Here is an 18889-nt window from a genome sequence, read left to right on the forward strand (position 1 = left end):
TCTGCCTGAAAGGGGCATCCCATGGCATCTTCTGCCGGCAACATCCTTACCTCCGAACCGCTCGCCAACGGCGTCGTGTTCCGTTCTCCGCTCGGCACTCCGGCGCCCGGCCCGGCCGGCTCTGCCCTTCCGCCCGCCTGGCTCGATCACGGCTATGTCGGCGAGGACGGCATGACCGAGTCGGAGACCCGAGACAAGACCGAGAAGAACGCCTTCGGTGGCGCGGTCGTCAAAGTCCTTCAGACCAAGTACGGCCTGGTCTTCAAGTTCAAGTTCATGGAGTCCAAGAACGCGACCGTGCTCAAGACCGTTTTCGGTGAGAGCAACGTCGTGGTCTCCGGCAACGTGATCACGGTCAACAAGAACAAGAAGACGCTGCCACACTCCTCGTGGGTCCTCGACACCGTCGATGAGGACACGAACGTGCGGAACTACATTCCCGACGGCCAGCCGAGCTTGACTGGCGACCGTGTGTACGTGCACACCGACACCATCTCTTACGAAGTGGAAATCACCTCGTTCGAGAAGAACGGCAACAACGCGGTCATGACCATCAGCTCCGCCGATGGTTCTGTGACGAAGCTGTTCACGCTGCCTGGCGGCTCCACTGCAGGCACGTGGAATGTGTACGTGGACGGCGAGACCACGGACGGCATCGCTTTCAATCCGACGGCCACAGCAGTGAGGACCGCACTCGAGGCTCTCCCGACCGTCGGCGCCGGCAATGTTGACGTGACCGGCTCCACCGGGGGCCCGTTCACGGTCGTATTCAAGAACGGCGCAGGTCTTGTGACCGCATCGGGATCCGGTCTCACCCCTCCCGGTGCTGTGACCGTCGCCGCGGTCTGACCGCATTCTCCCGCCCCGTGAGGTGTCAACACCATTGGACCGGGCCTGCCCTTCACGGGGCGGGACACCAACAGGCCCGTCCGTCAAACGCTTTCACGTAATCGACGTTGAGCAAATCCGTTCTCGAAAGGCTTGGTCCAACCATGGCTATCTTCCGTGTCACTCCTGCCCACGATCCTTCGATTCAGATCGAGTTCGAGATCCCGATCAAGGGCCGTCAGAACCCGCTTTTCTTCACGGTTCCGAAGATTCAGTACTTCCCGGTCGAAAAGTCTAAGGAGTTCTACGACTGGCTCTCGGGCAAGAACGAGCCGCAGCCGGAAAATGGAGAGCCGTTGGAGCCGGTCCGTCGGCCCGGCCGAGACATCGTCCTGAAGATGCTCAGCCTCCATGTGAGCGCCAAGGATTACGCGATCCTCGAGAAGCTCACTGACGGTGAGCTCGGCCAGATCGACACTCACTGGGAGAACGAGTCGAAGACGCCAGTGGGGGAATCCTCAGCCTCCTCGGATACCTAGAGGACGAGGAGGAGGTCGCCGAGGCGATCCAAGCTGATCTGCTCCCAATGGGTAGATCGCTGGATTTCCTCGGCACCGCGAATCTTTCATGGTGGGACCTCAAGTGCTACCTCAAGTACCCCCCACCAAACGGCGCGTATATGCGCCGTTTGAATCCTGATCTTCACTGGGATCTGCACGCACACTTGCTCGCTGGCATCTTCGACGGAATCCAGGGCGGCAACTGGCAGCGCGGCGGCAACTCGAAGGCCAAGCGCCCCGAGCCGATGCCACGCCCGGGCGTTACACCGCCCGAGGAGAGCAAGCCGAAAACGGTGCTACCAGTCTCTGAGCTTCGCAAGAGGCTCAAAGCAGACAACCGGGAACAGGTTCCGCTCGCAATTGCCGACCGACCCGAGATCCTCGACGCCGAATCCAGCGAAACCTTCGACGACGAACTCAAACCAGGGACTCCGAAGCTCACCACGCAGCAAGTGTTGGCAGTGCGCGCGCTCGCCACGAGTGGATGCACCTACGCCGATCTTGCTGCCCTCTTCCACGTTTCACGGTCGACGATCGGCCGCATTGTGACACGCAAAACGTGGAAGCACCTCGATGACAACTGAATAACTGGAGGTGGCCCATGGCCGGTGGCATTGAACTCGCGACCATGTACGTCCCGATTGCCGCGCGCACCGATGGCATTCCGGCCGCAGTGTCGAAGTCTTTGTCCAAGGTTGTCCAGCAGGGCGAAAAGGCCGGCGACAGCATGGGCTCGAAGATGTCGGCAGCCATGGGGAAGACCCTCATGGCGGGGGCCGCGGCTACGGGCGCCGCGGTATCGACGGCAATTGGTACGGCGCTGTACAAGGGCTTCGGCCGCCTCACTGCGATCGATAACGCCGAGGGCAAGCTCGAAGGGCTTGGGCATACGACCCTCAGTACCGCGAAGATCATGGATTCCGCCCTCGCTTCGGTGAAGGGCACATCCTTCGGTCTCGGTGAAGCTGCAACGATTTCAGCGTCGGCCGTCGCCGCCGGAATCAAGCCCGGCCAGGACCTGACGCGCTACCTGTCGCTGACTGCCGACGCGGCAACGATCGCCGGAACATCCATCGAAGAGATGGGCGCGGTGATCAACAAGGTTCAAACCAAGGGCAAGGCATACACCCTTGATCTGAACCAGCTCGCAATCCGCGGGCTGCCGATTTACCAGTGGCTCGCCACCGAAATGGGCGTCACGCAAGAGGCGCTCTCGGACATGGTCGCCGAAGGCAAGGTCGACTCCGCAACATATTTGGCGGCGATCGAGAAGAACATCGGCGGCGCCGCCACCGCTGGCAATACCGTGTCGGCTGCGTGGGCGAACACGATGGCGGCGATGGGCCGCGTGGGCGCGGCAGCGCTTAAGCCGACGTTCAGCCGCTCGGCGAACTGGCTCAAGGATGTCACGTCCGGAATCGACGTTGCCACGCCGCTCGTCTCGAAATTTGCTGACACGCTTGATCATCGCGTGTTCAACCAAGGACTGCCGAAGCTGCAGAAGTTCGGCGAGGAAGGCAAGAAGGCATTCGCGACGTTCCAGTCGGAGAACGGTGCGAAGATCGGCTCGGAGTGGGACCGCTTCACGAGCGTGTTTGATTCACTCGGCGACACAGCCGTGAAGGCCTGGCCCGCGGTGAAGGGCATCGTCGGATCGCTCGCCGAAGCATCAGGCGCGCTCGGGGTTTCGTCGTGGACGTTGCTCCTCTCGACTCTCGAGCTCACAGCGCAGCTCGCGGACGGGGTGCTCGTTCCTGCCCTGAGCACCCTGTCGAGCCTGATGGAGAACAACCAGGGTGTAGTCACCGCACTGGCTGCAGCGTTCTTCCTGTTCAAAACCGTGCCCGCGATCATGGCACGTATCGCTCCGTCGATGGCATCTCTGACGGCGCAGGCCGCCGCCGGAACGCAACCGCTGAGCGCATATCAGCGGATGTGGCAGAGGACAGGAAATGCCGTTGACGGTGTCCGTGGTGCGTTCTCGCGGTTCAACGCCGATGTGCGCACCAATGCCGCAACATATGGCGCTGCGAGCGGTTCGATGAGCCGTTTCAGTGGCACGATGCTCACGCTCAGTGACCGGGCGTCGAGTTTCGTAGCCCGCATGACTGCAACCAACACAGTCTTGGGAAAGATGGGTGCGGCGTATACCAACGCAATGCCGGGGCTTCGGGCGTACGCGGCGCAGGAGAAGGCCACGGCCGCAGCGATGCAGGCATCCGCCCTGCAGGCGAAGGGTTATGCGTCGGTTCACCTGTTGGCCGGTCAGGCAGTTCATGGGACGACGTCGTCCATCTCGAGGATGGGCGCTGCTGCGGGCGGCGTCGGCGCTGCTGGTCTCTCGGCAATGAGTTCGGCTGCAAGCGGCTTGAGTCGCGGAATGAGCGCGGTGTCCGGCGCCCTGGGGGGTCCGGTCGGCATCGCGCTCATCGGTGGCATGGTCGCGTACTCGGGAATCAATGGCGAGATTCAGAAGTCGAAGCGATTCCACGAAGCGCTGACGGTCGCCACACAAGGCACCGCCGAATCTCAGTTCGAGTTGGCCAAGGCGCTGCAGGCGTCCGGTGGTGCCATGTCGGAACAGGCCACAGAGGCCCTGACGAGCCGAATCGAGGAGGCACGCACAGCACAGAAGACGCTGATCGCCAACGGTCCAGGAATCTGGGCCCAGGCCGGCGGCGCATGGCAGAACGCCGGCAATGCGCTCTTCGGTACCGGCGATTCGTTCAACCAGCGCATGAAGCAGGATCTTGCGGTTCGAGATTCTGCTGAAATGGTTGAGGCGACACTCAGCGGCCTGGGTGTCACCAACAAGGAACTTGCCGGCGCAATTTCGGGGACGAACGGCGAGTTTGGTTACCTGACATCGCAGTTGGACCGATCAACCGAAGCTGGAATGGAAACATTCATCTGGCTCGACGGTCAGAGGCGACGGTTCCAGAACACGCGTGCTGCCGTTGCGGAACTCACGCCAGGCTATCTGGAGATGTCCGATCTCCTGAAGACGATCGGCGACGAAGCGGCCACTGCCACCGAGAAGAGCGATGCAATGTATCGCTCATTGCAGCTGATTGCGGGCATCAACCCCGATGAAAAGCAGGCCACGAACGACAACAACAAGCTCACTCGTGAACTGTTGCAAGCGGCGCCGATTGACCAGACGAAGGGTGCAAGCTCCGAGCTGCTGGATAACGGGCGTATTTCGACACTGACCGAAAACGGTCAAGATCTCGAAGATACCAGCGTCAAGATCATCCAGAACGCAGTCCAGATGGCAAACGCCGGCAAGGACATCAACGAGATCTTCTCGAGCGTTCAGCAGCAGGTCGAAGGCACCAGTAAGTCGTTCGGGATCGAAATCGGCGACATGCGAAATGCGCTGGAGTATCTCGGCTATAACGAGCGTGCCATCCAGATTCAGGTTGGTCTCCAGGGCGCCGACGATGTGACCAAGGGTCTTGCTGAGGTCTGGTCTCAGATGATGCAGATCGAGCCAGGTAAGCCGAAGGTTCTAACGGTCGAGAAGGATTTCGACCCGAGCATCCTGGCGGAACTGCGTCGCATGGGCGCCGACGTTACGGATTTGCCTAGCGGCCAGATCCGGATCGACATGGACGACAACGAATTTCAGATGAAGTTGAGCACGGCCATGGACAACATGATCGCATTCGACAATCTGAAGGCGATGGCCGGGATCGATCTCGACCTCAAGCAGTTCGATTTCAATGCGGGCAGCGCCGACGCCTTCATGAAGTACCTCGACGAGCTCGAGGTAAAGCCGGGCGCCGATCTTGATATCGAGAAGCTCAAGGATCAGAAGAACATTGGTTTGCAGGAACTGTTCGACCTGTCGAGCAAGATTGCGGACCCGAAGGCGTTCATTGCGGGGATTGAGAAGTTCCTGATCGACGGCGGGGCCGCGAAGGCAGCCTTGGACGCGCTGAAGGACAAGACGGTCACCGTTCAGTTCAACCAGCTCTACACCGTTGCGCAGCAGAGTGGCGGTTGGTCGAACGACGCGATCAATGAGTTGTATCGCCAACAGGGGCTGCCTCAGGTCGCTGGCAGATACTACGGTGGGCGGCTTCCTCGAAATGCCGACGGCGCACGACTTCCCACGTCAGGGCCGGGCACCGATCGTGTTGACGGCTTCCTCGGAATGGGCCGCGATGGCGTACCGACAACCTGGGTCGACAAGGGCGAGTGGATCGTCAACGGCCGCTCGTCGGAAAAGTGGGATTGGCTGCTGGGGATGATCAATCGCGATGATTCGCGGTTGAAGAATCTTCCACGGTTCGCCGAAGGTGGCCGCAACGGCGTCGAGGCAGGACTCGCGGCCGGTCGATCAGTCGAGGGCAACGCGTACCTGTGGGGCGGTACCGGTCCGACGCAATTCGACTGCTCGGGATTCGTCGGCTGGTTGCAGCAGATCGTCATGGGCATCACTGGATCGGTGAAGCGTCTGTACACCACGTACGACTTCTTCAACGGTCGTGGCGGCGTGGCGGGTCTGCAGGCCGGTTTGGGTCCTGCGGGCACTCAGTTCCAGGTCGGCATCTCGAAGGAACACATGGCGGCGACCATCGCCGGCATGTCGGCGGAATCGGGCGGTGCTCACGGTACATCGGGCATCGGCGGAAACCGTGCGAATGCTCAGTCGTCGCAGTTCCCGGTGAAGTTCCACCTGCCGAACGAACTCATCGACGGTTGGGACAGCAAGTCGGGTGCGTATCTGCGTGGCGAGAAGCCGGTGGAGTGGACCGAGAAGGATGCTCTTGCACTCGAATCCGCCCGTGTGGCGGTAATTCAGGCGCAGGAGGCTCGGGACAAGATCAACGCCAACGACAAGAAGTCGCAGGCCGATCGTGACCAGGCGGAGCTGAAGGTTCAGCAGGCCGAGCTCAAGGTTCGCGAGCTGGAGCAGAAACGTGACGGAAAGAGTTCGACGTCGAACGATCCTGCTCCTGTTCTGACCGGCGAGATGGGTGACGATGCGATTTCGGTGCGCAATGCCGAGATTGCTCTGCTGGATGCGCAGTTGGCCCGGGACAAGGTGTACAACGATCCCGAGTCGACCTCGCTCGAGAAGGAGAAGGCCGATATTTCGGTGTACTCGGCTCAGAACTCGCTCGCCGCGACTCGCAAGAAGGTCGAGGAGGACAAGGACAAGGAAGCCAACGGCGATTTCTCGCTGAAGGATCGACTCAAGAGGTACGGGGCCGATCTGGTGGGGATCGCGGTCGATTCGGCGCTCGAGATATTCGGCATCAATTCTCGTTGGCTGGATATTCCGCTTCCGGAGTTCAAGAAGCCGAAGCCGGGATCCACCTTGCCGGAGTCCTCGGCTGCGGAGGCAATGCGAGATCCGCTGGGTGACTTCGTGACGCGTTCGTTCCCTCGGAGCGAGATCGACGGGCAGCTGCCGGTCACGATCGGTGCGGGAAATTGGGTCGAGGATTGGCTCAAGACCTTGCCGATCAAGCTCTACGACCAGGGCGGAATGATCCCGCACGGCGGGTTGGCGTTGAACAAGTCAGGCGCTCCGGAGCCGGTGTTCACGGCGCCTGAGTTCGCGAATATCGCCAAGATCGCGAACTTGGACACGCTCGCCATCAATCCGAATGCCGGTGGTGGAAACGACTACTCGGTCAACATCAACAACCCGACATTCTCTGACGGCATGGCCGCGGTGCACAGCGCTCAGCGTGCTCAAGGTCGCCAGATGATGCGGCATGCAGGAAGGCCATTCGGATGATCGGTAAGGCTGGGAGGTCACCATGGCATCGATGACGATCAACATCCACGGCACGGATGGAAGTTTCTGGCCTGTCCATGGCGAGGATGCCGGCACCGAAGGTGTGGACTTGGGAGTCGATCAGGTCAAGGGCTTGTTCGACTCCCCGGTCCGCACTTCGTGGGTGGCGGCGAACGCCGAGTCGGGCGGAACGATGAAGGGGATGTGGAACGACTGGCGAGATCTTGCGCTGGGGTTCCATGTTTCCGCGGATCGGGTTGCCGGCGGCGATCAGGAGGACATCGATTCGCGGTTCCGGCAGGCGTTCGACTATCGGGTCGATCAGTGGGACCACGATGCGAAATTGGCGTGCATCGAGGTCATTACAGAGAATTCGACACGGTTCCTCGACGTGCAATTGTACGAGCAGCCCGATTTCGATCCGGGGATTGACCCGCTCGTCGTGGAGTATTCGAATCCGATCATTCCGCTTCGGGCGGGTCAACCGCACTACTACGAGGATGACTACGTCACGAAGTGGTCGACCGGCAGTTCGTCGGGGTCAGGCGAGATCGAGGTCTGGAATCCGACGGATCAGCCGATGCGGCACAAGTGGATCGGCACTCGCGGTGACTGGATCCTTCCCGACGTGTCGTGGGAGGGGCCGCCAGGCAAACGCCGACCTGGCGTGTCGAAGTTGTCGGGCCGCAATGACGCGAACCGCTCCATCGTCATGCCGTCCATCGGTGCGCTCGAGGGTGGGTTCACGGTCGATCTGGATCCGATGAAGCTGATGGTTCGTGATGCTGCGAATACGAACCTTCTGGGCCGGATGCCAGTTCCCGGGCGATTTTTCGAGTACGTCATCCCACCGAAGACACAGAAGCAAACTCTGCGGGTTTCGGTGACAAACGCGCCAGCGGGCGGCGCGATGATCCAGCTGGTTCAGCCGCGGCGATGGTCGCGGCCTATCGGCATGCACTGACAGGAGGTGGCCGCCGGTGACGGTAATCGATCACGGACTGTCTCTCGAAGAGCAATGCGAAGCGATCTGGGAAGCAACCCGGGCCGAAGAGCGGCGTGAGCAGAATCAACGCCAGATCCCGCCGGTTGCACTGCTGTGGGACGGCGAGATGCGGTTGCAGCATCTGGTGCAGGCCGAGTACGGCGGAACCTTCGATCTGATCGACGGGGACACCGGACCAGGGCAGTTGGAACATCCCCTCGATCATCCTGTGGGCGAGTGGCTCTGGGACGAGTGGGGCCGCATGCAGCGCGGCGAGAAACGCAACGTCAACATCACCGTCGAGTACACAGGCTCACGGTGGGGCGGACTCCTCGAGTACGTTGAACTCGACAAGCGAGACAACGGCGATCAAGTTGTCGTAGCGACGTTTTCGAGCGACTACGAGCGGCTCAAGTGGTACACCGTCTGGTCCAACAGTTTCTTCAGTGAGCACTTCCAGGCGCCGCGCGTGTTCATCCTCCCAGGGCCGATCCCGTGGGTGCTGTCCACGATGCTCGACCTCCAGTGCCACCGGGAACGAAACTCGACCTGGGCCATGCCGGACGATCCGATGGATCCGGCGAACCGCACCAACTTGGATCAGTCCACTTGGTCTCTGGTCGTAAAACCGATCAAGTTCATGGATTCGCTCAATTCCGGTGCGCTGTGGGGGATTGCGGGCTCACGCTTCAAGAATTTCCACGACATCGCGAAGACGATGATGCAGGACGGCGAAATCACTCCGGTCGTGCGCCGCTACCTGCATGGCGATCCGCCTCCGTGGCCGGGTGCGAACCTGCGTCACGGGACGGTGGTCGTGTCGTTCGAAGATCGGTCCGGACGGTTCACGGGAACGTCGCAGGGCGGCACTCGATTCGACGGGCTGAAAATGACCGTCGAGAAGTTCATCGGCGATTTCATCGAAAGCACGTCGCAACTCGTAACCGACACCACAATCCCGGCCGAGTACTACATCCCGGGCAGCAAGCGGACGAATAAGTCGCTGCCGCTTGCGGTGTGGTGCGACGGCGAAGAGACCGGGCTGGACAGGTATCGATTCCGCAAGACTCCGTCGAAGGGCATACAAGTCGTCACGGGCGGTAGCTCAGCCCCAGGCGTCGACGAATTGATGTCGGCGACAGTGCAGATGTTGGGCGATCTGACCGCCATGATTCCCGGTGTGCCACCCATGGGCGGTGTGGCGGACGCCGTGCTGAAACCGTTCTACATGGGGACCGTGCTCGCCTGGATGGTCGCACGGTTGGTAGCGCGGGCCAACAATCAAGGCTGGACGAGATACTTCGAGTACTTCCAGGACGGTGCGGGCAAGGCCTACACCATTTCCTCGCTCATGGTTCTCCGAGCGGGAATCTGGGCGACACGCTCATACGAGTCCATCGAGTTCGGCGCCCGCGATGCCGCACCTTTCCTAATCAGCGAGACCGGACACGTATGGCTCGGCGATCGTGCAGGTTTCACGATGCAGAAAGACAAGACCGGCCGCATCTACATCGACCGGATCTCCAAGGTCAGGCTGTCGTGGTCACGTGAGCAGCCAGTTACTCGCACAGTGACTATCGGCGACAGTCGCGCGCTCGAGGACCCCGTGCAGAAGGCATGGGAGCGCATCGAAGCGTTCGCCACCTCACTTCAACAGTTGGGAGTCTGACGATGGAACAGCAAGGACTTGTTCGTGGCAAGACTTTCGACCAGTGGCCGGCATGGGAAGGCCAAGGTCTTCCGCTGCGCGAGAACTGCGATCTCCGTAATCCGCGCCAGGCATTCCTGTGGATGTTCACGGGGATGCCTGGCGTGGTGGGAGCGCCTTTGATGCTCGGAACCGAGTACTGGGAAATGCAGTCCTGGCGTATGTGGATCCTCGGCGCCAGACCATCGGCGAAGCCGACACTCAAATACCAACCACCCAAGAATGCCGTTGCCGATAGGTGGACTGCCCAGGGCGAGTGGGTGTCCATGGAGGCCCCCGACCTTCCACAGAGCTCCTGGACGGAAGTCGTCGCACAACTGCCACAGTCCGATCGAGCCGAGCTCAAACAGGTGGTGCTCGAAAAGATGGGATTCGAGGACGTGCCCGAACCCTCCGCTCCCGCCGGTCATTTACAGGTCGGTGAACTGGCGTCGCGTCTCGGCGTCGATACCGACGAAGTGGTCGAACTTCTCGGAAATCTCGGCTTGGACGTCGACCCCAACGCCTATGTCGGTCGCGAAATCGCCGACCGGCTCGTCGCACACCTGGGCCTCTAGAGCCCTCCATTCCTATATCCCGAAAGGGGCAGTCATGACATTTCGCACCTACACCGGCAACACGCACACCGAGAACGGTTGGCGCATCTGCAACAGTGACCAGTGCGTAACCCTCTGGTACGCAGGCAAGCCGGTTCTCGTCCGAGACGGTGATGCGGCGACGGTTCTCAAGTGGTGGATCGACTGGTACAACGCAAATGTCGAACCGATCAAGTCTCAGATCTGGGGATGGTCGGCCACTAACGACGTCCCCGGAACCCCGGGCCGAAATGATGGCTCGAACCACCTGTCAGGCACCGGTATTGACCTCAACGCGCCCTGGCATCCGTGGACTGTCGATGCGTCGAGGAACTTCACTCCCGGTCAGATCGCTGCGATCCGGCGGGGTCTCGCGCTTGCTGAGGGGAACTTATTCTGGGGGCAGGATTGGGGACGTAAGGACCCGATGCACTTCCAGCTCAACGGCGGGACCGCCTTGGGTAACGGAGCTTCGGTCAAGCTCGCCGCATTCGCGCAGAAGATTCGCGATGGCAAGGTCGGCTCGGGTGGCACGACAACTTCGCCGGGTTCGCCATCCTCGCGTCCGACATTGCGCCGGGGCGACAGAGGTGAGCATGTCCACTATTTGCAGGGACAACTCAACCGCATGTTCGCCAGCTACTCCAAGCTCGCCGTCGACGGGGACTTCGGGCCAGCGACCGAATCGGTCGTGCGTGAAGTTCAGCGCCGATCCGGACTCGCGGTCGACGGCATTGTCGGCCCGGACACCTGGCGAGCGTCGGGCGTCCGATGATCGCCCTTTCGATCGCCGCAGTCATCGTCGGCAGCGCGGGCGTAATCCTCTGGGCCCTGTGGCGATGGGCGCGTGGCTACGACTCCATCACCCGATCCGATCACTATGAACGAAGGAACTGCTGACTATGAGCTACCACGACCCGAACACGTCTCAGGACGTCGAGAACCGGTTCGCATTCCATCCGGCCACTACAGCCGAGAAGCGTGGCGACCACACGTCGGTCCGTGACGGGTGCAAGGACCTCGGTCACCAATTCGACCGGGATCTCCCACCAAGCCGCGAGAAGTCGCTCGCGCTGACCAAACTCGAAGAAGCGATGTTCTGGGCGAACGCCGCTATCGCACGACAGAAGAAGGACTGAATCATGGCTGACTCCAACGGAACTCTCACTGTCGGCGTCGAACTCGTCGGCACACACTCGATCGACACGAAAGCCTTCTGGCTGGACTTGCTCGATCGCACCGGCAAGACCTTCCTGCAAACGGTGCTCGTCTTCCTCGGGGCCGGCGCGACAATTGCCTCCGTCGCCTGGACCACGGCGCTGTCCTCGGCGGCGCTGGCTGCCCTCGTCTCGTTCTTGATCGCACTCTCGACGTCGACGGCGATCACGTCCGGTAACTTCGCGATCGACCTTGCCGATCGAGTGGGCCGCACCTTCGTCAGTGCCCTCGTCGGCGCGATCCCGGCGACCGGAACGCTCTCGGACATCAATTGGCACGATGCCCTCACCCTCGCCGCCACAGCGGCGCTCATATCGGTACTGACGTCGCTGGCCTCGAGCAACTTCGGATCGACCAAGGGACTGCCGTCGCTCGCCCCTGTGCAGCCCGCCCTCATCGCCATCGACGAGACCGACGACGAAGTACTCCCGGCAATGCCCGCGAGCACAGGACTCATTGCGTCGGCCTTCGCATTCGATCTCGCCGACGCCGCCGACCGACCAGTCGTCGAGGTACAGAATGCACTCGATCAGATCTACGCACGCGGGCACGCGGTGACCGCGGATCTCGACCTGATCGCCTCGTGGGGACTGCCGGTCTGGGAATGGTTCGCAGCGGAGAAAAAGTCCACCCTCGGATACACCAAGAACCATCTGGCAGTCTTCGTGATTTCCGATCTCGTACGGGCGATCGAGCGCAACATCGGCTCGACGTCGAGCGCTGGCCGACACCGCGCCCCTTCCGGCACGGAGCAGTGATCGATGCTGCTGGAATTACTTAGCCCGGAACGGATTTCAGCATTCGGCATCGCAGCGACCAGCATCCTCGCGGCATGGGTGAGTCGGCAGCAATCACAAGTTCGACAGTTGCAGGCCAAGGTCGCCGAACTCGAAGGTGGCCGCAAAGAGGATCGCAGGCTAATCCGGGTGTGCGTCCGGTTCGTCCGAGCGCAAGGCAACTACATCGTGATCCTCGCCGCGCTGCTGCGACAGCACGCTCCTCATGTCGAGATCCCGCCCGAGCCGACGATGCCGGATGAAGTGAAAGAGGAGGTGTGATCGTTGACCGCTCCTGACGGCTCCATCCCTGAAGGCTCCCTCGGGCGCGGTCTCTTCCGCGCTCGCCAGCTGGAGACCGAGGAGCAAGCCAAGGCGCGATTGACCAATGGCGCTCTAGGTAAGTGGCAAGGTGCGCAGAACGCGTTCAAACATGACGGCAAGTCGCTCGACGAGCAGCTTCAATTGATCACCGACCACTCGAAAACTATCGAAGAGATCCGTGAGGAGCTTGCTCAACTCACCATCTTCGGTAAGACGCGCACCTTTACAGGCAACGCAGACATCACGGCTTCACCCGGAACCATTGCATGGAATGTCATCATGATTGGCGCTGGCGGTGGTGGATCCAGTGGCCGATGGGATCTCGCCCCCGGCGGGCAGTTGGGTGGTGGCGGCGGAAGCGGTGGTGGAGAAAACCACTTCACCATTCCTGGCAGCATGCTTTTCAATGCTGACGGAACTCCGAAGGTTATCTCCATCAAGGTTGGATACCCAGGCGAAGGTGCTACGGCTACCGACAGCAATGGCAAACCTGGCGGCAGTTCCTGGGTTCTCGACCTGGAGGCTGGCGGCGGTATAGGCGGGCCCACTGCGGACTTCGCCTATCAAAGCAACTGGGACAGGGTTCCGGGTGGCACGGGGATGATTCCTGGCGGCTTCGGGAGCCTGGTCACGCAGGCCGCTGGAGCGCCGGCCAATGCTGGTTCGTCCGTTTCTCCGTATGAACTGCACGGCGGTGGTGGCGGCGGCGGACGCGGATTCACGACTTCCCCGTCGTACCCTTCAACTCAGGGCATGGGCGGGCAAGGCGGAATTTCCCCAGGCGGAACAACAGCGAATTCCCCAGGAAAGACCCCGTCTGAGCTTGTGCCAACTGGTGGCGGTGGCGGTGCTGGCGGTTCACGGAATGCCGGCTCTACTGCGGGCGCCGGGGCGTTCCCAGGTGGCGGCGGTGGTGGCGGCGGAAGTGGTAGCGGCCCAAGCAACTGGGGGCGGGGCGGTAACGGTGGCGCTGGCATCGTTCACATCATCGAGCGTTTCTCATGAGGTGCACGCAGATGGAAGTGTTCCGTACGCCAGGAACTTTCGAATGGTCTCCACCTGATGGCTGCTACCAGTTCGACCTGATTCTGCGGGGAGCTGGCGGTGCCGGCAATCAGGCAGCCGGCGGCGGCGGCGGCGCAGCGGTGGATCGTTTCATGGTGTTTGCGCGGAACATCCCTGATGTCGTGGAGATCGTGGTCGGAGCGGGTGGCACGAATGGCCAGGATGGCGGAAGTTCTTCGTTCTGGGACGTAATCGCCAATGGCGGCTCCGGCGCTGACAATGGCGGGGCCGGCGGATTGGCGACCATGCGTGGAGGTACTGGCGGGCTAAGCGGCACCGACGGAGTGTCGGTCACCTCGTCACCTATTCGCCTTCTCGCCGGTGGCGGTGGCGGTGCAGGCCTGGGGAAGCGTGGCGGTTCGTCTGGTCCTTTCACTGGCCCGGGGGAATCGCTAGCGTTCCTATGGGAGACAAGTCAATCGGGTGGCGGCGGCAATCCTGGAATGCCTGGTGGGTTTCCCGCTGGCGGAGGTGGTTGCGGCTTCGGTTCGGGCGCTGATGGTTGCGTGACGATTGTCGAATACATGTTAGGGGAGTACGAACCGTGAAGACTGCAACTTTGATTTTTGAGGACGTTAAGGGCTATGCGGGACCGGCGAATTGCTACCGACTTTCAGAGCCATTGATTCAGGCCGACCATGTGATTGTCTGGGCGCAGCCGTCGTTCGGGATGCAATTGCCGGAAGTTGTTGTGGTTCCGTCGACTTCGTCCGGTCGGGCGCGGAATATGGATCGCATGCCAGGTTCGTGCATGTTGCATCACGAAGCGGGTTTGAATGATGCTGCCACGTTGGCACTGATGCTGGCTGGCGGTTACGAGATCGTGGTGCCCGATCCGGTGGTTGACGACAGTCCCGCCGAGATCGATGAGCCGACGACCTCCGAATCCGTTTCAGCGAAACCGATCCGCGCTCACGTCCTGGCGAAAGAACTTGAGACTTCATCCGCCGAACTGCTCGAAACGCTCGCCGATCATGGCCACGACATCACCAGCGCATCCGCCAACGTCCACCCCGACATCGCGGACATCATGCGCGACATTTACGGAAAGGGGAACTGATGGGCGACATCCGCACACCCACACCGAAATTCGCCCTGAACCTTCCCACTGTCGGCGACTTCGTCTACTGGTACCGGTTTGAGGACGGTTCCAGCTTTCCGGAAGGGCACAAGCTTTACTTCCTCCTCGGAGATCCGGGCACCTCACAAATCAAGTGGGAGTTCACTATTGCCGGCGGCACAGCATCGCTGAAAATCGAATCCGAAATCGTCGCGACCATTGCCGCAGGAACTAAATACTGGCTGATGTACCAGGACGTCACGGCGGCGCCGACGGCCGAGTTGGAGCTGCAAACCGGACAGGTAAAGAAGGTGAACAAATGATCCTCGTGGGCAGTGACGGTGAACGAATCACGCTGGGGGAGGAGGAGTCCGGAGGTGGCGGGATCCTGGTCCCGACGCCGGGTCCGCCTGGGAAGGATTCGACGGTTCCTGGACCTGCGGGCAGAAGCGTCGACGGCATCTCCCTGTCCGGCGACAGCCTTGTCTTCGACATGTCGCAGGGACCAGACATCACCCTTCCCGTTCCTGCGATCGCCGACGCGAACGATGCAGCGGAGCGTGCGGAGGGCGCGGCAGAGCTCGCAGTTGAGACGGCTGCCGGGATCCAGGACGTCGCCGAGGATGCCGCACAGGTGGCGCGGGATCGGTTGGCTGTCGAGTCCGCGGCATCCACAGTCGCGATAGACCGAGGGACCGTTACCGACGCACTCGACGTCGTGGTCACGGCAAAGGGCGACGTCGAGCAGATCAAAACCGAACTCGTGCAGGTCAAAGACAGCATCGAGAACACAGCTGGCCTCGTAGACCAAACCCTCGAGCAGTATGGAGCGCAATTCGCCGCCGAGCGTGAATTGTCGCAGCGGGCAGTGAGCGATGCGACAGTCCAGGCGAAAAGGGCCGAGGACGCGGCCGAAGGGATCATCGCGGGCGCCGTGTTCGATGACTCGATCACGACCCCGAAGCTCGTCGACGGGGCTGTGACCAAGGCGAAAGCATCGCTCGGCGTGCAGGCTTCGCTCGACAGGGCCGACAGGGCGGTGCAGGAGGGGGACACGCGCCTGACTGACGCGCGGCCGCCCACAGCGCACAGCCACGCCGTCGGGGATGTCACCGGACTGCAAGCCGCCCTCAATGGCAAAGCTCCCACCACGCACACGCACACCGAAGCGCAGGTCACCGGCCTGACGTCGAAACTCGCCACAAAGGCGGATCTCGACGGAGCGGGCAAGATCGTCGCCGCCCAGATTCCAGTTGAAGCACGAGCATCGTTTCGCGGCGTGGCCTATTCCGAAGCGGAGATGATCACTCTCGGCGGCGAGCGCGGCGACTGGTGCACTCGCGGCGATCGAGGTACAGACTTCCGGCTGATCGCCAACCCTGCATCTGTGCCGACCAACTGGCTCGAGGCCACCTATCCGGCGTCTCCGGTTCTGTCGGTCAACGGGCGTAAGGGAGCAGTCGATACATCCTCGGCGGACATCACCGATGCCACGACCGTGGGCCGCAACGTCCTGAAAGCGCCCGACGCGGCCGCAGCTCGCGTCGCAATCGGAGCAGGTACCGGCAACGGCAATTCAAACCTCTCGCTCGGAACAACGTCGTCGACGGCGATGCGCGGGGACGGTATCCAGGCTGTCGCATCCCTTCCCGGCTCCCCGGTCGTGGGCATCCTCTACTGCATCCCGGAGTAACCGATGCCTCTCTACCTTGGAAGTCGGAAGATCAAGACGCTGTACGTCGGCGGCCAGAAGATCAAAGAAGCATGGACGATGGTCGGCGGTGTTCTGACCAAGGTCTACTCATCGTTCACCCCGTCTGGAATGACCAAGAACGGCAACATGGCCGGCCAGACCGGATCAGCGGCCTACCGCAAAATCGTCGGATGGGTCGCGGACACTGGGACGTATCCTGGCAGCTCGGTCGTAGCAGATGGCTTGGTCGCGCAATCGGCAAAGGCGAGCGCAGTAATCACGGTAGTGATCGATGCAGGCAGTTCGTGGAACAACCTCACTGCACGCCTCCAGATTTCGGTCAACGACACGGTTGTGGTGACCGGCCCCGATTCGCGGTGGACGACCAGCGGCGGCTGGGATGTGCCACTGTCCGCAACGGCCACTGTGAACATTGCCGCCGGAGACGTGGCCACGGTGTCGATGTCGGCGAGTCCGTCCGGCAACTACCTCACCGCACGTGGCGGCGCTGGAACCTATGTCCGCATTACTTGACCAGTACGACAATGCCCCCACCTCCTCGGAATTCCGACGGGGTGGGGGCTTTTGGTGTGTGCGCGTCGAGAGCTATTTGGCCACCGTCAGTCGATGTGACTGGGTTTTGATTGATCCGTCCATGTCGCGGCCAAGTTCGCCGTTCGGGTTTCGCCACGCCATCGTGTAGTTCGCGACACCGACTTTCTTTGCACACCCAGTGAAGATCAGGACGTTGTCGGTGATGGTGTATCCGAGCTTCTTGATCTGGTCGGCACCGTCGACCACGACCCAATAACCATCCTTGCCGTACTCGGCGATCTCGGCGGGCGTGAAGTTCCGCTTGTCACATTCGCCAAGTTTCACGTCGCCTTTAACGATGTCCGCCTCGGCGACAGGAGGTTTCGGTGTGATGACGAAGTTCATCTTTACCGTCGCCGTGAGGTTCTTGTTGTGGCAGCGCGTGGACATCTTGATGGTTGTCGAGGTCTTGCCGGCGGTTGTAGGGAAACCGGAGATATAGCCCTTGTTGTCGATTTGCAGTCCGGGAGGAAGTTTGCCGGTGGCTGACCACGCGATGGTGCAGTTCGGGCCGGTCGTTGCGCTGAGCTGATGCTTCACCAGTTGCCATGCGGCCGATGTCACCGTAGTCGGGATTGATTTGTCGAAAACAATTGCATCACTGGGGAATTTGAACTTGATCTTCTTCGCGGCCTCAGACAGATACTTGGTGAATCCGCTCTCGGCATACTTTAGATGCAACGGGACATATGACGCGACGGCAAGGGGCGTCCAAAGATATGTGAGGCCGCAAACTGGATCACCCTTGATGCACACGCTCATTACTTTGCTACGCCAAGTGGGGTTGATCTTCGCGAAATTCATCGCTTCGAATGGGTAGTCGTTCGAGATGCCGTGCGCGTTTGCAGGTGCGCCTCCGATGGAGGTGACGTTGTCGTTGGGAAGCCGGTCCGGATCGGCGACCATTACGACGCCATCAATCCGGTTCAGAATGTCATCTCGGCCAGCAGCTCCGAGCTCGCGAAGGGCGCGGTGCATGACCATGGACCCTTGTGAGTATCCACCCAAGACGACTCGCTGATGAGCACACGCTTGTGTCTTTGAGAGGTCGTCAAGGATCCGGACAGCCTCCGTAATGCCAGCTCGAACGCCATTGAAATACTCTCCGGGATTGACCAGGAGGGTATCTGGAACGCCATAGGCCGGATAGTTCACCGCAACGCGCTGACTTGTCCGACCCTGTTTCTCGACCACGGCATTGACCTCGTCGAACAACTTGGACACCGTTTTGCCGACCTGCCAATTCATGTTCGGGTTCTCGCCAGATCCTGCTGCCCCGAGGAGCAGGACATCCTTAGTGCAGTCGAATGCGGTGGCAGGTTGTTGCGCGTTTGCGGTAGCGGTGAGGGTGATCGGCATTAGTAGCGCGGCGATCGCCAGGGTGAGCATGCTTGTCAGCACCCGGGTCCGTCGTTGGGCCATGGGAATTCCGCTCCGTCGAAGTTGCACCGAATCGTATCGACCCCACTGGCGGAGCACTATCGTTCGTTTGTATGACACGACACTGCCGCGACGCAGCTCGTGCCGAGAGGGGAGTGCCCCCGACCTCGCAACTCAAGCAAGGAGGTTGGGGGCATCCTGTCGTTTACACGGGGCCGAGCTGGTCTTCCCCCTACCCTCCCGACCCCGCGCGATGCAGTGTAGGTGGGGGTGAGAGAAGGACCTCAGCGCACGGAGCGGTGCCCGAGAGGTAGGCCGAAGGGCTGAGCAGAGGCCAGTGAACCGAGTGATCGAATTACGAAGACGAT

General features: G+C 61.2%; 18 protein-coding genes. 17 read left to right on the top strand and 1 reads right to left on the bottom strand.

From position 1 onward, the window contains the following. The first annotated feature begins 21 nt into the window (after positions 1-21). The 17 genes from YH3_RS20660 to YH3_RS20740 all read left to right on the top strand — a co-directional run bounded on the left by YH3_RS20660 (position 22) and on the right by YH3_RS20740 (position 17081). Entirely contained in the window at positions 22-849 is an 828-nt protein-coding gene (locus YH3_RS20660; RefSeq protein ID WP_064443980.1) for a hypothetical protein, read from the top strand. Between the two features lie 143 nt (positions 850-992). Then, entirely contained in the window at positions 993-1367 is a 375-nt protein-coding gene (locus tag YH3_RS20665; protein WP_064443981.1) for a hypothetical protein, read from the top strand. A gap of 47 nt (positions 1368-1414) precedes the next feature. Continuing rightward, positions 1415-1972 carry a helix-turn-helix domain-containing protein gene (locus YH3_RS20670; RefSeq protein ID WP_064443982.1) on the top strand — a complete coding sequence of 186 codons (558 nt, stop codon included), beginning with the start codon at positions 1415-1417 and terminating at the stop codon, positions 1970-1972. A gap of 17 nt (positions 1973-1989) precedes the next feature. Further along, complete coding sequence (locus YH3_RS20675) at positions 1990-7143, top strand: tape measure protein (protein WP_064443983.1); 5154 nt, start codon at positions 1990-1992, stop codon at positions 7141-7143. A 31-nt stretch (positions 7144-7174) separates the two neighbouring features. Then, positions 7175-8107 (top strand): hypothetical protein, encoded by a 933-nt coding sequence (locus YH3_RS20680; protein WP_154100318.1) that lies wholly within the window; start codon positions 7175-7177, stop codon positions 8105-8107. Between the two features lie 16 nt (positions 8108-8123). Further along, positions 8124-9797, top strand: coding sequence for a hypothetical protein (locus YH3_RS20685; protein WP_082920623.1), 1674 nt, complete (start codon positions 8124-8126; stop codon positions 9795-9797). Between the two features lie 2 nt (positions 9798-9799). Continuing rightward, positions 9800-10393, top strand: coding sequence for a DUF2744 domain-containing protein (locus YH3_RS20690; protein WP_064443985.1), 594 nt, complete (start codon positions 9800-9802; stop codon positions 10391-10393). 34 nt (positions 10394-10427) lie between these two features. Further along, positions 10428-11186 (top strand): peptidoglycan-binding protein, encoded by a 759-nt coding sequence (locus YH3_RS20695; protein WP_064443986.1) that lies wholly within the window; start codon positions 10428-10430, stop codon positions 11184-11186. A 127-nt stretch (positions 11187-11313) separates the two neighbouring features. Next, positions 11314-11550 (top strand): hypothetical protein, encoded by a 237-nt coding sequence (locus tag YH3_RS20700; RefSeq protein ID WP_064443987.1) that lies wholly within the window; start codon positions 11314-11316, stop codon positions 11548-11550. Positions 11551-11553: 3 nt separating this feature from the next. Then, positions 11554-12387 (top strand): holin, encoded by an 834-nt coding sequence (locus tag YH3_RS20705; protein WP_064443988.1) that lies wholly within the window; start codon positions 11554-11556, stop codon positions 12385-12387. 3 nt (positions 12388-12390) lie between these two features. Next, positions 12391-12687, top strand: a complete 297-nt coding sequence (locus YH3_RS20710) for a hypothetical protein (RefSeq protein ID WP_064443989.1) — start codon at positions 12391-12393, stop codon at positions 12685-12687. Between the two features lie 3 nt (positions 12688-12690). Next, positions 12691-13734: a glycine-rich domain-containing protein gene (locus YH3_RS36130; protein ID WP_064443990.1), complete on the top strand. Its 1044-nt coding sequence runs from the start codon at positions 12691-12693 to the stop codon at positions 13732-13734. A gap of 11 nt (positions 13735-13745) precedes the next feature. Continuing rightward, positions 13746-14342 carry a hypothetical protein gene (locus YH3_RS37170; RefSeq protein WP_064443991.1) on the top strand — a complete coding sequence of 199 codons (597 nt, stop codon included), beginning with the start codon at positions 13746-13748 and terminating at the stop codon, positions 14340-14342. After that, positions 14339-14854: a hypothetical protein gene (locus tag YH3_RS20725; RefSeq protein WP_154100320.1), complete on the top strand. Its 516-nt coding sequence runs from the start codon at positions 14339-14341 to the stop codon at positions 14852-14854. The genes YH3_RS37170 and YH3_RS20725 overlap by 4 nt, the downstream gene beginning before the upstream one ends. Next, positions 14854-15177: a hypothetical protein gene (locus YH3_RS20730; RefSeq protein WP_064443993.1), complete on the top strand. Its 324-nt coding sequence runs from the start codon at positions 14854-14856 to the stop codon at positions 15175-15177. The genes YH3_RS20725 and YH3_RS20730 overlap by 1 nt, the downstream gene beginning before the upstream one ends. After that, on the top strand, positions 15174-16547 hold the full coding sequence (locus YH3_RS20735) for a hypothetical protein (protein ID WP_064443994.1): 1374 nt from the start codon (positions 15174-15176) through the stop codon (positions 16545-16547). The genes YH3_RS20730 and YH3_RS20735 overlap by 4 nt, the downstream gene beginning before the upstream one ends. A gap of 3 nt (positions 16548-16550) precedes the next feature. Next, positions 16551-17081 (top strand): hypothetical protein, encoded by a 531-nt coding sequence (locus YH3_RS20740; RefSeq protein WP_064443995.1) that lies wholly within the window; start codon positions 16551-16553, stop codon positions 17079-17081. 72 nt (positions 17082-17153) lie between these two features. On the opposite strand, the gene YH3_RS20745 is transcribed toward YH3_RS20740, so the two are convergent. Further along, positions 17154-18530: a cutinase family protein gene (locus tag YH3_RS20745; RefSeq protein ID WP_193777177.1), complete on the bottom strand. Its 1377-nt coding sequence runs from the start codon at positions 18528-18530 to the stop codon at positions 17154-17156. Positions 18531-18889: the final 359 nt, after the last annotated feature.

The sequence above is a fragment of the Rhodococcus sp. YH3-3 genome (genome assembly GCF_001653035.1).
GTDB lineage: Bacteria > Actinomycetota > Actinomycetes > Mycobacteriales > Mycobacteriaceae > Rhodococcus_F > Rhodococcus_F qingshengii.